Source organism: Novosphingobium sp. NFX11 (assembly GCF_057376415.1).
In genome coordinates this window covers 290987-304969 of sequence record NZ_CP080385.1, presented here as the reverse complement: position 1 = coordinate 304969, position 13983 = coordinate 290987, and the positions used below count along the sequence as shown (strand labels likewise).

The window sequence follows — 13983 nt, the reverse complement described above, 5'->3', positions numbered from 1 at the left end:
GGGCCGATAGACTGACCGGCAGAAGGAGCACACCATGCCCGATCGCCGTATCGCCCTACCCCTGCTGGCCGCGCTGGCCTGTGCGCCTGCCGCCGGGGCCGCCGCCGAGCCTGCGCTGCGCGTCACGCTCGCGCCAGCAAAGCCCGACGCCGAGCAGCACGTGCCCTATGTTGACGTGACAGTGGTGGCAGACGGCATGTCCCGCGCCGAGGGTGCACCGTTGCTGCGCCTGCCGCTCGTCGCCAACACCGTGGTCACCAGCGGCGCTGCGATCACCGGCCTCACCGTCCGCGACCGGCGCGGCGCGCTTACCACGCGTGTCGAGGACGTCGAGGAGGACGGCTCCAACCGCACCCGCCTGTGGCGCGCGCCGCGTGCCGTCGAGGGCGCGCTGAAGGTGCATTACCGCGTGCCGATCGACGCCGCCGCGCCGCCGCTTGCCCTGCCGCAGTACGAGATGCGCACCGAACTGGGCGGCTTCTCGGCGGCGGGCAACGCCTTCCTGATCCTGCCCGATGACGAGACGCCGCGCCGTGCCAGTGTGACGTGGAACTTCGCCGCCTACGGCCCGAACGGCAAGGGCGTCTCCAGCCTCGGGGTCGGCAACGCGACGGCGCGCAAGGCGATGCCCGCTTCGGAACTGGCGCACATGTACTACATGGGCGGCCAGCCCGGCGTGTTTCCGCCCGCGAACGACGGCTTCTTCGCCGCATGGCAGGGCATTCCGCCCTTCCCGATGGCGCCGCTGATGACATGGGCCGGCGACCTGCACCGCCATTATGGCGCGTTCTTCGGCTATACCCCGCCCAGCTTCGGCGTGTTCGGCCGGACCAACCAGCGCAACCCGGGCAGCGGCATCGGCCTGAAGGACAGCTTCGCCTTTACCTTCAACCACACCTCCAAACCCGCCGACTTGCGCTCGCTGCTGGCGCACGAGATGCTCCATGCCTGGGTCAATTCGCTCGACGCCTCGATGGATGCGGCGGGCGGGCTCGACCGCTCGTGGTTCGGCGAGGGGCTGGCGGTTCACTACCAGCGCCTGCTGCCCTACCGCGCGGGCCTGATCTCGGCCGAGGATTTCCTCGCCGACCTCAACGAGACGGCGGCGCGCTACTACACCAACATCAAGATCGGTGTGCCCAACGCCGATATCCCGGCGGGCTTCTGGCGCGACACGCGGATCCGCGTGCTGCCCTACGATCGCGGCTCGCTCTACTTCGCCGCCACCGACGCGGCGATCCGCCAGGCGTCGGGGGCAAACGCTCGCTCGACGATCTGGTGCGCACGATGCTGGCCGAGCGCCGCGCCGGGCGGCCTATGGACGAAGCGCTGTACCGCCGCCTGCTGAAAGCCGACCTCGGCGACACGGGCATCGCCGCGTTCGAGGCGATGCTCAAGGGCGGCGTCGTGCTGCCGCCGTCGGACACCTTCGGCCCGCAGTTCCGCCGCATCGAGAAGCCGCTGCGCCGCTTCGACCTCGGCTTCGACCCGGCCTCGCTGCTGGCACGCCCGAAGATCGTGAAGGGCATCATTCCCGGCTCGAATGCCGAAGCCGCCGGACTGCGCGAAGGCGACGAGATACTCAACACGTTCTCACAGGACGGCTTGCAGGGCGACCAGCAGGCTTTCCTCTCCCTCGACGTGAAGCGCGCCGGGGAGGAACTGCATCTGCGCTACCAACCTCGCGGAGAGACCGTGTCCGCCTACCAGTGGGAAGCGGCGCGCTGAAACGCGCCGCCGACCCGCATGGCGGCACGCGGATCGACGGAATTATCGTTCAGCGCAGTCCCTGCAGGGCGGATGGCAGGCTCGCGGCGATCCACGGCGATGCCTTCTCGTAAGCATGGCCGACTTGCAGCACCGCCAGATCCGCATGGCGCCTGCCGATGATCTGAAGACCGATGGGAAGCTTGCGCGCACCGCCGAAGCCGGCCGGAACCGCCAGAGCAGGCAGGCCCGCCATCGTCGCGGGAAGGGTAACTTCCATCCAGCGGTGATAGCTGTTCATGGCCTTTCCGGCGATCTCGGTCGGCCAGTGCTCGCTGGCATCGAACGGGAAGACCTGCGCGCTGGGCAGCACCAGGAAATCGAATTTCTCGAAGGCTGCGGCGAACGCATTGTAGATGCGGGTGCGGCCTTCCGACGCCTTGGCAAGCTGCGGCCCGGTCAGCTTCATGCCGCCCTCGACTTCCCAGATCGCTTCGGGCTTCATCAGCGCCCGCTTGGCGGGATCGTCGTAGAATCCCTGGAGATCGGCGCCGACCGACCAGTGCCGCAGCGCCACTGCCGTACGCCACATCTCGGAAGCAGGTTCGGCCAGGGTCGCTTCCTCGACGGTCATGCCGATCGCCTCGAATGCCTTGAGCGCTTTCGTGCAGGTTTCCATGATGCCGGCCTCCATCGGCAGCGCACCGCCGAGATCACCCAACCAGCCGACCCTGCCGCCCTTCCAGTCGCGATCGAGCGGACGCGCGAACATCGCCGGATCATCGCCGAGAGAGAACGGTGCGCGCGCATCGCCGCCCGCCTGCACCGAAAACAGCATCGCAAGATCACTCACGGTTCGGCCGAGCGGCCCCGACGTGGCGAAGTTCTGCCAGAACAGGTCGGTGTTGGGCACCGAAGGAACCCGGCCGAACGAGGGACGCAGTCCGAAGACGTTGTTCCAGCCGGGCGGGTTGCGGAGCGACCCGCCGAAGTCGCTGCCGTCCGCCACCGGCACCATCCGCAGCGCCAGCGCGACCGCGCCGCCGCCGGTGCTGCCGCCCGCTGCGCGGCCGTAGGCATAGGCGTTGTGCGTCGTTCCGAACACCGGATTGTAACTGTGCGATCCCAGCGCGAACTCGGGTACGTTGCTCTTGCCGAGGAAGATCGCACCGGCCTTGCGCATGCGCGACACCACGAGGCTGTCGGCTGCAGGAATGTTGTCCCGCAGGATCGGCGAACCCTGCGTGCTGGCAATGCCCTTGACCGGGGCAGTGTCCTTCACCGCATGGGGAAAGCCATGGAGCGGCCCGTGGAAACGGTTCGCCGCCGCGTCCTCGTCCATGGCGGCAGCCTGTCGCAGCAGCGCATCACCGTCCACGCGCGAAACGATGGCGTTGAAGCGGGGGTTCAGGCGGTCGATCTGCGCCAGATGGGCGGTCATCACCTCGCGGCTGGACAAGTCGCGGCGATGGATCGCGGCCGACAGGTCGGTCGCATTCATCATCACGATCTCGTTCGATCCCGTCCCACGCCGTTCGGCGACCCGTGCGAGCGCCGGTGCCGCCATGGTGCCCAGTGCCGTGGCTGCGCCGGTCAGCACGGTTCGGCGGGTCGCCGTCGTACCGTCAAGGGTCGCTTCGCCCATCGTCTTCATCTCCATTTGCCAATCTGCCCGCTTCTTCACGGCGACCACCCGATGGTAAAGGTCCAAGATGACTTGCGGCGCGGGACCACTCCCCCGCCGCAAGTCACGTAGTCCCGGGGTCGAGCCGAAGCCCGATCAGGCCGCCCGCTGCAGCATGCCGAACAGGTCGCGCGGATCGTCGGGATCGGCGATGATGTCGAGCTGCTGGAAGAACGCGGTGTCGTCCAGCTTGCCCAGCAGGTAGCGCAGCGCCGAGAAATCCTCGATCGCGAAGCCGACGCTGTCGAACAGCGTGATCTGGCGCGCGTCGGTGCGGCCTTCGGCCTCGCCGCTCAGAACCTTCCAGAATTCGGTCACCGGATAGGACGCCTCCATCTGCTGGATCTCGCCCTCGATGCGGGTCTGCGGCTCGAATTCGACGAAAGTGGCCGCGCGGTCGAGAATGTCGCGGTGCAGTTCCGTCTTGCCCGGGCAGTCGCCGCCGATCGCGTTGATATGGATGCCGGAGCCGACCATGTTGTCGGACAGGATGGTGGCATAGGCCTTGTCTGCCGTGCAGGTGGTGATGATCTGCGCGCCCTCGATCGCATCCTGCGAGGTTTCGCAGGCCACGACCCGGAGGCCGCTGCCCTGCAGATTGCGCGCGGCCTTGCGGATGGCCTCGGGATCGAGGTCGTAGAGGCGCACTTCCTCGATGCCGACGATGGCCTTCATCGCGATCGCCTGGAATTCCGCCTGCGCGCCGTTGCCTATCATCGCCATGACCCGCGCGTCCGCCGGGGCGAGGCGGCGCGCCACCATCGCGGACGTCGCCGCAGTACGCAGCGCCGTCAGCAGCGTCATCTCGGTCAGCAGCAGCGGATAGCCGGTATCCACGCGCGCCAGCAGCCCAAAGGCTGCAACCGTCTGCAAACCCTTCGCGGTGTTGCTGGGATGGCCGTTAACGTACTTGAAGGCATAGGCCTCGCCGTCGGACGTGGGCATCAGTTCGATCACGCCCTCTTGCGAGTGCGAGGCCAGCCGCGGCGCTTTCTCGAACAGGGACCAGCGCAAATAGTCGGCCTCTATCGCATCGGTCAGTTCATGCAGCACCGTCTCGATCCCGAAATGATGGACGAGGCGCATCATGTTTTCGACGCTGACGAAGGGGATGAAGGCAAGCGGGGAAGGCTGCGGCGCCATGGTTTCGTATCCTGATGGTGAATGGGCAGGACGATCGTAGAGCGAGGCCCTGCTGGTAAAAATTGCCATACCGCCTTGCAAACCGATGAACTTTGGACAATTTTATCAGCGCATTTATACAATATGCTCGATTTCAGGCCATCAACTCTTGTCATCTTCCGCCAAGTTCATCCCTGACGACCTCGACCGCCGTATCATCGGCCACCTTCGCGCAGACGGGCGCGCTTCGCTGTCGAAACTGGCCGACGCGCTGGGCGTGGCGCGCGGCACCGTGCAGAGCAGGCTGGACCGCCTGATCGATACCGGAACGCTGCTGGGCTTCACGATCCGGGTCCGCGACGACTACGAGGATCTTTCCGTGCGCGCGGTGATGATGATCGAGATCACCGGCAAGTCGACCACGCAGGTGATCCAGAAGCTGCGGGGCATGGTCGAGATCCATGCGCTGCACACCACCAACGGCAACTGGGACCTCGTCGCCGACATTCGTACCGGCAGCCTCTCGGAATTCGACCGGGTGCTGCGACAGGTGCGCATGATCGACGGGGTGCTGAACAGCGAAACCAGCCTGCTGCTGAGCACGGTCTGACGCGAGCGGCGCAAGCATCCGCCCGGTGGACCCGTCCCGCTGCGGAAACTGGATGTTTCGCGCAAGGCGACGAAAGGCGATGCAACCGTGTCATGGATAATCGCGGAAAGGTGACGCAGTGAACAAGTGGCTGGCAGGTTCGGCGGTTCTGGCATGCGCGGCAATGGCGGTGGCGCCTTCGGTCTGGGCGGATACGCTGCCGCCGCTCGCCGGGCGGATCATCGAGTACGACACCCGGGAAGTCACGTGGCCCGCGCTGGACCTCTCGCCGGACGGGAACACCATCCTGTTCGACCTGCTCGGCGACATCTACGCCCTGCCCTCCGCAGGCGGAAAAGCCAGTCCGGTGATGACGGGCGCGGCATTCGACACCCAGCCCGTATTCTCCCCGACGGCCGCCACATCGCTTTCGTGAGCGACCGCGACGGGCGGGAGAACCTGTGGATCGCCGATGCGGACGGCAGCAACGCCCGCCGCGTTTCGCAGGAGAATAGCGGCGCGCCGCACTACGGTTCTCCCGCCTGGTCGCCCGATGGCCACACGCTCTACGTCTCGCGCATGATCTGGGGCCTGCTGGCGTTCGAACTGTGGTCCTTCGACGCCGCGAGCGGCAAGGCGGACGTGCTGGTGAAGGCCCAGCCCCATGGTGACGATCCGCATCCGCAGCGGCGCAACGCGATGGGCGTGGTCGCCTCCCCCGACGGCAAGAGCCTGTACTATGCGACCAAGGCGGGCACGACCTGGTCCAGTGGCCCCCTGCCGCACTGGACGATCGCGCGCTTCGACCTCGCCACCCGGACTCAGCACGAAGTCCTGACCACACCCGGCGGCGGGATGCGGCCGGTACTGTCGCACGACGGCCGCCTGCTCGCCTATGTGACGCGGGAAAACGAGCGGACAGTGCTGCGCCTGCACGACCTGACCGACGGGAGCGACCGGCCGATCCATGCCCCGCTCGATCCGGATGGGCAGTCCGGCGGCTATTACGTCGACGTGATGCCGCGCATGGTGTTTTCCGCCGATGACCGCAGCATCTATCTCGGGCTCGGCGGTGGTCTGAAGCGCATCGACCTTGCTGGAGGCGCACTCGTCGACATTCCGTTCGAGGCGCATGTGCGACACGAGATGCCGCCGCCGCTTCGCCGCCAGCACCGGGTCGATACCGGCCCCGTCCATGTTCGCGTGATCCAGACCCCGCGCCTGTCTCCGGACGGCAGGCAGGTGGTCTTCGGCGCCGTGGGCCGTATCTATATCACAGCCAACCGCAAAGGCGCGACGCCCCGCCGCCTCGACGTCCCGGGCGCCGCATGGCAGCCGAGCTGGTCGGACGACGGGCGCTTCGTCACTTACGTCACCTGGACCGCAAAGGAAGGCGGCCACGTCTGGATAGCGGCTGCGGACGGCAAGACCGCGCCGCGCCGGGTCACGACGCAGACAGCCTTCTATTCGGAACCACTGTTCCTTGCCGGCGGCAAGGACGTGGTCGCGTTCTCTGCCAGTCAGCATGACCGGCTCTACCGTTCGGCCGAAAGCCTTGGGCCGATGCCCTCGACGCTGGTGCGGATACCCGTGGACGGCGGGCCGATGCACTCGCTTGGCGAGGTAGGCGCGGCGATGGACTTGCGGCGCGATCCCGATCCGGCGCGCGTGCGCTATTACGCCGATGGCTGGATTTCCTCGCACGCGGTCGATGCCGAGGAACCGGCAAGGCATCTGGTCAAGCTGATCGCTCGCCCCGACAGCCAGTATTTCGACACGCCCGCCCCGCTCAAAAACGCGCAGCTGAGCGCCGATGGCCGCACCGCGCTGGTGAGGCTGGCCTCGCAGCTCTACCTCGTGCCGGTGCCGCAAGCGAAGGACGACGCGGCGCCGACCATCACCGTCACCGATGCGGCTGCGCAAGCGCGGCGTATCACTGCCATCGGCGCGGACTATATGGACTGGGCGCCCGACATGCGCTCGCTCGTGTGGTCGGTCGGCTCGACCTTGCGGCAATTGCCGGTAACCGCCGCGCAGGACGGTGCCCCTGCCGCGATCGAGAAGCGGGCGGGCGGCATCGCGATGGACGTCGTGCTCCCGCGCGACGTGCCCCGGGGCAAGCTGCTGCTGCGCGGGGCGAAGGTCATCACCATGAAGGCCGATCAGGTCATCGACGATGCCGACGTCCTGATCGTCGACAACCGCATCGCCGGGGTCGGGCCGCGCGGCACGCTGAAGATACCCGCAGGCACGCAAGTCCGCGACATGACGGGCAAGGTCATCCTGCCCGGCTTCATCGACGCCCATGCCCACTGGTTCGAGACGCGGCGCCGCATCCTCGACATCGGGCACTGGGATTTCTCCGCCAACCTAGCCTACGGGGTGACCGCCGGGCTGGACGTCCAGACGTTCGATCCGGACGTGTTCGGCTATGCCGACATGATCGACGCCGGTCTGATGGTGGGTGAGCGCGCGTTCTCCACCGGCGAGGGCGTGTTCCGCAACAGCCCGATGGCCAGTCGCGAAGAGGCGATCGCCACGCTGCGGCGCTATTCGGATTATTACCGCACCCCCAACATCAAGGAGTACATGGTCGGCGACCGGGCAGAGCGGCGGCACCTGATCGAAGGCGCGCAGGCGCTGGGATTGATGCCCACGACCGAAGGCGCCAGCGACTACCGGCTGGACCTGACGCAGATGCTCGACGGCTACGCGGGCAACGAACACAGCCTGCCGATCGCGCCGCTGCATGACGACGTGAAGCAGATGCTGGTGCGATCGCGCATCTCGACGGTGCCGACGATGCTGGTGCTCTACGGCGCGCCGGGGCCGCTGGGCGCGATGGCGGCGGGTCATCAGGAGGACTTCGACGGAAAGCTGAGCCGTTTCGTTCCCGAATTCGTCTTCGCGGGCAAGCGCGATTCGGCGCAGTGGAACCGCGCCGATGGGCAAGGCTTCGCTCTGTTCGCAAAGCAGGCGAGCGATGTCGGACAGGCGGGCGGCCTGCTGGGCGTCGGCTCGCACAGCGTCGTGCAGGGGTTGTCCTACCACTGGGAACTGGAGGCTATGGCATCGGGCGGGGCCAGCGCGGCGCAGATCCTGCGGGCGGCGACGATCGGCTCGGCCGAGGTGATCGGCCGAGCGCTCGATCTCGGCTCGATCGAGCCGGGCAAGCTGGCCGACCTGCTGGTGCTGGACCGCGATCCGCTGGCGGACATCCGCAACACCCGCTCGCTCTCGCTGGTGATGCAGAACGGCCGCCTCTACGAAGCCGCGACCCTCAACGAGCAGTGGCCGCGCGTGCAGAGCCGCGACGCCCAGTGGTTCGAGGGCATGTCGAAGCGCGAGGTCGCCCACGCGATCAGCACCGCGGCGGCCTTCGAGGAGAAGCAGGGCAACGCCGCGTCGTTCGAGTACTGACGCGGCGCGGGGCACGCAACCTCGTCATTGCGAGCGCAGCGAAGCAATCCAGGGCAGCCTTGAGCCGCCCTGGATTGCTTCGCTGCGCTCGCAATGACGAAAGGGTGGGTGGTAAAGGCTCTTCGCGAACTGCGGGCATGAAAAAGGCGGCGGGTGCCAAACCCGCCGCCTTTTCCGTGCGCCCTCAGGCCCCCGCGTCAGAACTCCAGACGCGCGCCCACTGTCATGTAGCGACCGATGACGTCGTAGTACGGCGAGAAGTTCGAGTAGAGCGGCGGGTTCTTGTCGAACAGGTTCGACACATTGCCGTAAAGCTCGAAGTGCTGGCCGTCACCGAAGGGCACCTTCTGGCTGAGCTGCAGATCGATGTAGGTATAGGCCGGGATGCGCCCGTTGGTGATCGTCGGGCGCGTACCGTCCCACAGACCCGCAGAAGTGTAGCGTGCACGCACCAGACCGCTGAAGCCGTCGCTGGCATAGCCGACCGAGGCATTGGCGCGGATGCGCGGCACGCCGTTGACGAAGGCATAGCCTTGCGACTTCACGTAGTCGACCTTGGTGACGCCGTCGTCGGTGGTGAAGCGGTTCACCCAGGTGCCGACGAGGCGGAAGGTGACCCGCCCGTTGGCGTCGTTGTTCACCGGCATCGTATAGGCCACTTCGGCATCGATACCGTCGGACTTGAACTCCGACAGGTTGACCGAGGACGAGGCGACGCTGACGATCCTGCCGTCGCTGCCGCGCGTGATATAATCGCACAGGCTGGCGTTACCGCTGTTGCAGCGATCGACCAGAACCTGCGCGCCGATGCTGGTGATGACGTCCTTGATCGCGATATTGAAGTAGTCGATCGAGGCGGTCAGGCCGCGCAGCGGAGCGGCAGTGATGCCCGCCGTCCACGTATCCGCCTTTTCCGGGCGGAGCGAGGCATTGCCGCCGCCGTAGACCAGAATGCTGCGGCTGCCATCGCCGTTGTACTGCGGATCGATCACGCCGACATAGCTGACCGTGCGGTTGGAGTAGAGTTCGCTGATGTTGGGCGCGCGGATGTCGCGCGAACGGGTGACGCGGCCGATGACGCCGGGCAGGAACTCGTTCGTCGCGCCCAGCTTCCACGACCAGACGCTGCCGGTGGTGCTGTAGTCCGACACGCGCACGGCGCCGTTCAGCTCAAGCTTGCGCAGCAGCGGCACGTCGCGGATCACCGGCACGACCACTTCGCCGAACGCTTCCTTCACGTCGTACTTGCCCTGCAGCGACGTAAAGTAGAACGTCGAGAAAGCGCGGGCGGCATCCAGTTCGCCGATCGTCGAGCTGGTTTCCAGATTGCGCCCTTCCGCACCGATCGCAATCGACACGGGGCCTGCGGGCAACTCGAACGGCTCGCCGCGCAGCGAGACGCCGTAAGTGTCGAGCCGGTTCACGCTGTTGGAGCGCGGGGTGCCGGTGACGTAGTCGATCGCCTCTTGCGAGGGCGCGCCTTCGCCGAACAGGTTGAGCGGCACGCAGCCTGCCGCGCCCGAACGGCACACCGCCTGACCCGTCGCCGGATCGATCACCGCATCCACCGCATTGGCGAAGTTGCTCGCGATCAGGAAGCCGGGCGTGTCCATCTTGTTGCGGTACTGGCCGTGGCTGTAATAGGCCGTGTAGCGCCAGCGCCCGTCACCGAAGCTGCCGTCGAGGGCAAGCGTGCCCTGGATGCTGCGGCGGTCGAGGTTGATGGTGCTGTACGAAAGGTCCGCGTTATAGCGCGCCATCGTGAAGCTGCTGGCGTTCGCATCGGCAAGGATCTGCCTGACGTCGTCGTTCAGGAAGGCGTTGTCGGCCCGGATGGTCACGCTGCTGGTGTGATCGCCGAACCACGTATAGCTGTTGTAGTACCGCGAATAGCGCAGGTCAGCGCTCAGCTTGAGCGTATCGGTCAGCTCGTAAGACGCCTTGGCCATCGCCGTGTAGCGCTTCTGCGGCGTGATCAGCGGGCTGCGGTCGTCGTCGGAGGTGCTTTCGCCGCCGACCATGTTGGTGCCGACGATGGTGCCCATGTCGGGCGTGCGCAGGCTGCCATCGGGGTTGAAGCCCATGCCGCGAAGGCCTGCCGGACCCGAGGTGACATAGCCGCCGACAAGGCGCGTGGCCGAACCGACGTCCGAAGTCAGCGTGTTGTTGATGATGGCGAAGCGGCCGGTGTTCTCGCGGTCGGTCTTGCGCGGGATGCCCTTGTTGTCGAGGTATTCGCCCCCGATCACGAAGTGGCCCCGGCCTCCTGCGAAGCTGGTGCCGTACTTGCCCTCGAACTTGACTTGGCCCGCGTCACCGCGCGACGAGATGCCGCCTTCGGCACCGAGGCGCACGCCTTCGTATTCGCCGTCGACGATCATGTTGACAACGCCCGCGACCGCGTCCGAACCCCACGCCGCCGAAGCGCCGCCGGTGACGATGTCCACGCTCTTGACCATGATCGAGGGCACGGTGTTGAGATCGTTGTCGCTGACCAGACGACGTCCGTCGACGAGGACCAGCGAGCGCGTCTCGCCAAGGCCGCGGATGTTGACCGGGAAGCGGCCCGCCTGCGCATTGGTGCCCGAGGTCTGCGGCGACTGCGATGCCTTGAACTGCGGCAGGTCGGCCAGCGCCGCGCCGATGTTGGTGCGGCTCACGACCTGCAGGTCTTCCTGCGACATGTGCAGCAGCGGCGTCGGCGATTCGTAGCCGGGGCGGTCGATGCGCGATCCGGTGACGACGATGTCGCCCTGCGGAGATGCAGCGCTGTCGTCGCCTGACTGGGCAGCAGTCTGGGCGAGCGCCGGACCGGCCGAAATGCTCAGTGCGACAAGCGCGGTGCCCGCCAGAATCGACCGGCGGCGTGCGCGGAAAATCTGTTCCATCAATGTATCCCTGTTCGCGGTCGCCCTCGGGGACGATCTGACAATGCTACGAGGCTGGGCCTCGCGGCTGAAAATGGGTGAAGCGCATGCGCGGTCCGGGAGGAACATCCACTTTGAGGAAGTCGAGGGGACCAATGCCCGGCAGCGATGCGGGGACCAGTGGAAGGGGCCAGCCCGCGCATTGGTCCCTTGGTCGTGTGTGGTATTGGATGTTGGCGGGACCGGGCGTGCAGGCGAATGGGGCATCTGCACGCACAGGCAACACGCACAGGCAAGGGGAGCGTCATGTTCGATCGTCGTCGATTTCTGGGTTCGGGCGCGGCTCTGCTGGGGTCAGCCGCGTTCGCGCGCCATGCCTTCGCTGCCGGTGCCGCACGCAATGCCGGGCAGCTCGACGTCGCGCTGGTCGGCGGTTCGGTCTGGACCGGGGGCGCGGGCGGGCGCTCCGACGCCATCGGCATTGTCGGAGACCGCATCGTCGCGGTGGGAGCCGACGCGGTCAGGGCACGCATGGCGCGCTCGACGCGGGTGATCGACCTCAACGGCGCCTTCGCCCTGCCGGCGTTCACCGACAATCACACCCACTTCCTTATGGGCTCCAACGCCCTCACCCGGCCGGACCTGCTCAGCGTGAAGGATCGCGCCGAGTTCGTCGCCCGGATCGCTGCCGCCGTGAAGGCCGCGCCCGGCCAGTGGCTACTTGGCGGATCGTGGGACGAACAGCGCCTCGGCGGTCAGCTTCCCACGCGCGAATGGATCGATGCGGTCAGCCCGGATACGCCCATCGCGGTGCCCCGCACCGACCTGCACAGCTACTTGTGCAACTCGATGGCACTGAGGCTGGCAGGCATCACCCGTGACACGCCGGACCCGGAAGGCGGCGTGATCGTGCGCGACGCGAAGGGTGAGCCGACCGGCGTGGTCAAGGACAACGCCAAGGCGCTGGTGAACCGCGTGATCCCGCCGCTGACGCCCGAGCAGGTCGAAGCCTCGCTGCGCGGCGGCATCGCCCACGGCCTGAAGCACGGCTTCGCGCAGGTCCACGTACCCGATCCCTTCGACTGGGACTGTTTCGAGGGCCTGCGCCGCCTGCGCGCCAAGGGCGAGACGGACATGCGCTTCTACAGCTTCGTGCCGCTGCGTGACTGGGAGAAGATGGCGGCGCTGGTGAAGGACGAAGGGCGCGGCGACGACTGGCTGCGCTGGGGCGCCGTCAAGGCGCTGGTGGACGGCTCGCTCGGCGCGCGTACGGCGCTGTTCCACGATCCCTACACCGACGACCCGCACACCCGCGGCGTGCGCGCGATGCCGCTGGCCGAACTGCGCGAGAAGGTGATCGCAGCCGACCGCGCCGGCCTGCACGTTACCGTCCATGCCATCGGCGACGAGGCGAACGACGATATCCTCGACGTCTATGCCGAGACCGAGCGCCTGAACGGCAAGCGCGATCGCCGCTTCCGGGTGGAGCACGCCCAGCACATCGCGCCCACCACGATCCCGCGCTTCGCGAAGCAGAACGTGATCGCCTCGGTCCAGCCCTATCACGCGGTCGATGACGGCCGCTGGGCGGTCAAGCGTATCGGCGAGAAGCGGTTGAACGGCACCTACGCCTTCCGCTCTCTGATGCGCAGCGGCGCGACGGTGACGTTCGGCTCGGACTGGCCGGTAGCGCCGCTTAGCGCGATGGAGGGCATCTATGCCGCCGTCATGCGCGAGACCATCGACGGCGCGAACCCGCAAGGCTGGCTGCCCGATCAGAAAGTGACGGTGGAGCAGTCGCTGCACGCCTACACGGTGGCCAATGCTTATGCGGGCTTCCAGGAGGACCGGCTGGGCCGGATCGCGCCCGGTTTCCTCGCCGACATTGCCGTGCTCGACGCCGACCCGACTGCGATCGATCCGGAAAAGCTGCCCAAGGTCGAGGTGCTGCGCACCTTCGTGGGCGGCCGCGAGCGCTTCACGGCGGCTTCGGCATGACCGCCTGGTCCCCGCGAAACGCCGCCGAAGTGGCGGCCCTCGTCGCTCATCATCCCCTTGCATGGGTGGTTTCCGGAGCGCCCTCGTTCCATGCGACGCCGCTGCCGCTGGTCGCCGATCTCGACGACGAGGGCGGCGTCGCGGCCCTTGTCGGCCACTTCGCGCTGCGCAACCCGCAAGTCGAGGCGCTGAAGGCACACCCCCGCGCGCTGGTGCTGTTCCAGGGGGCGGAAGGCTACATCTCCCCCGAACTGGTCACCCAGCCGCAATGGGCACCGACATGGAACTATGCGGTCGCCCGGCTCGAGGTGGAAGTGGAATTCGCGGCCGACCAGAACGGCGAGGCGCTCGACCGCCTGATCGCGCACATGGAAGGTGATCGCCCGGACCGCTGGACCGTGGCCGCCATGGGCGAACGCTACGAGCCGATGAGCCGCCACATCATCGCCTTCAGGGCCAGGGTGTTGTCGTGCGACGCGACGTTCAAGCTGGGTCAGGACGAGCGGCCGGAGAGCCTGGCACAGATCCTCGCGGGGCATGCCGACCCGGAATTGACGGCAGCGATGCGCGAAGCCAACGAGCCTCGTTAATCCAGC

Annotated in this window: 10 protein-coding genes; 7 read left to right on the top strand and 3 right to left on the bottom strand. The window is 67.1% G+C overall.

Annotated elements, in window-relative coordinates; genetic code table 11:
• The first annotated feature begins 34 nt into the window (after nt 1-34).
• Nucleotides 35-1348 carry a M61 family metallopeptidase gene (locus KZO24_RS19190; protein WP_486487554.1) on the top strand — a complete coding sequence of 438 codons (1314 nt, stop codon included), beginning with the start codon at nt 35-37 and terminating at the stop codon, nt 1346-1348.
• Nucleotides 1318-1728: a hypothetical protein gene (locus KZO24_RS19185; protein ID WP_486487553.1), complete on the top strand. Its 411-nt coding sequence runs from the start codon at nt 1318-1320 to the stop codon at nt 1726-1728. The genes KZO24_RS19190 and KZO24_RS19185 overlap by 31 nt, the downstream gene beginning before the upstream one ends.
• Nucleotides 1729-1777: 49 nt before the next feature.
• Here KZO24_RS19185 and KZO24_RS19180 read toward each other — a convergent pair whose 3' ends face one another.
• Together KZO24_RS19180 and KZO24_RS19175 are read right to left on the bottom strand one after the other, a co-directional pair.
• On the bottom strand, nt 1778-3274 hold the full coding sequence (locus KZO24_RS19180) for an amidase (protein ID WP_486487728.1): 1497 nt from the start codon (nt 3272-3274) through the stop codon (nt 1778-1780).
• Nucleotides 3275-3487: 213 nt separating this feature from the next.
• Nucleotides 3488-4534: an ornithine cyclodeaminase gene (locus KZO24_RS19175; protein ID WP_271182972.1), complete on the bottom strand. Its 1047-nt coding sequence runs from the start codon at nt 4532-4534 to the stop codon at nt 3488-3490.
• Between the two features lie 148 nt (nt 4535-4682).
• On the opposite strand from KZO24_RS19175, the gene KZO24_RS19170 reads away from it, so the two are divergent.
• The 3 genes from KZO24_RS19170 to KZO24_RS19160 all read left to right on the top strand — a co-directional run bounded on the left by KZO24_RS19170 (nt 4683) and on the right by KZO24_RS19160 (nt 8522).
• The gene (locus KZO24_RS19170) at nt 4683-5123 is read left to right on the top strand and encodes an Lrp/AsnC family transcriptional regulator (RefSeq protein ID WP_271182973.1); all 441 of its coding nucleotides are present in this window, start codon (nt 4683-4685) and stop codon (nt 5121-5123) included.
• A gap of 118 nt (nt 5124-5241) precedes the next feature.
• Nucleotides 5242-5538 carry a hypothetical protein gene (locus KZO24_RS19165; protein WP_486487552.1) on the top strand — a complete coding sequence of 99 codons (297 nt, stop codon included), beginning with the start codon at nt 5242-5244 and terminating at the stop codon, nt 5536-5538.
• Nucleotides 5535-8522, top strand: a complete 2988-nt coding sequence (locus KZO24_RS19160; protein WP_486487551.1) for an amidohydrolase family protein — start codon at nt 5535-5537, stop codon at nt 8520-8522. Before KZO24_RS19165 ends, KZO24_RS19160 begins: the two co-directional genes overlap by 4 nt.
• Before the next feature lie 197 nt (nt 8523-8719).
• Here KZO24_RS19160 and KZO24_RS19155 read toward each other — a convergent pair whose 3' ends face one another.
• Entirely contained in the window at nt 8720-11410 is a 2691-nt protein-coding gene (locus KZO24_RS19155) for a TonB-dependent receptor domain-containing protein (RefSeq protein WP_271182975.1), read from the bottom strand.
• 285 nt (nt 11411-11695) lie between these two features.
• On the opposite strand from KZO24_RS19155, the gene KZO24_RS19150 reads away from it, so the two are divergent.
• Together KZO24_RS19150 and KZO24_RS19145 are read left to right on the top strand one after the other, a co-directional pair.
• A complete protein-coding gene (locus KZO24_RS19150) occupies nt 11696-13387 on the top strand; it encodes an amidohydrolase (RefSeq protein WP_271182976.1) in 1692 nt (563 codons plus the stop codon).
• Nucleotides 13384-13977, top strand: a complete 594-nt coding sequence (locus KZO24_RS19145) for an FMN-binding negative transcriptional regulator (RefSeq protein WP_271182977.1) — start codon at nt 13384-13386, stop codon at nt 13975-13977. Before KZO24_RS19150 ends, KZO24_RS19145 begins: the two co-directional genes overlap by 4 nt.
• Nucleotides 13978-13983 lie beyond the last annotated feature (6 nt).

Coding starts and splice junctions, on each gene's coding strand:
- KZO24_RS19150 (WP_271182976.1), top strand. CDS start 11,696: ATGTTCGATCGTCGTCGATTTCTGGGTTCGGGCGCGGCTCTGCTGGGG.
- KZO24_RS19190 (WP_486487554.1), top strand. CDS start 35: ATGCCCGATCGCCGTATCGCCCTACCCCTGCTGGCCGCGCTGGCCTGT.
- KZO24_RS19180 (WP_486487728.1), bottom strand. CDS start 3,274: ATGGCGGCACCGGCGCTCGCACGGGTCGCCGAACGGCGTGGGACGGGA.
- KZO24_RS19145 (WP_271182977.1), top strand. CDS start 13,384: ATGACCGCCTGGTCCCCGCGAAACGCCGCCGAAGTGGCGGCCCTCGTC.
- KZO24_RS19155 (WP_271182975.1), bottom strand. CDS start 11,410: ATGGAACAGATTTTCCGCGCACGCCGCCGGTCGATTCTGGCGGGCACC.
- KZO24_RS19185 (WP_486487553.1), top strand. CDS start 1,318: ATGGACGAAGCGCTGTACCGCCGCCTGCTGAAAGCCGACCTCGGCGAC.
- KZO24_RS19175 (WP_271182972.1), bottom strand. CDS start 4,534: ATGGCGCCGCAGCCTTCCCCGCTTGCCTTCATCCCCTTCGTCAGCGTC.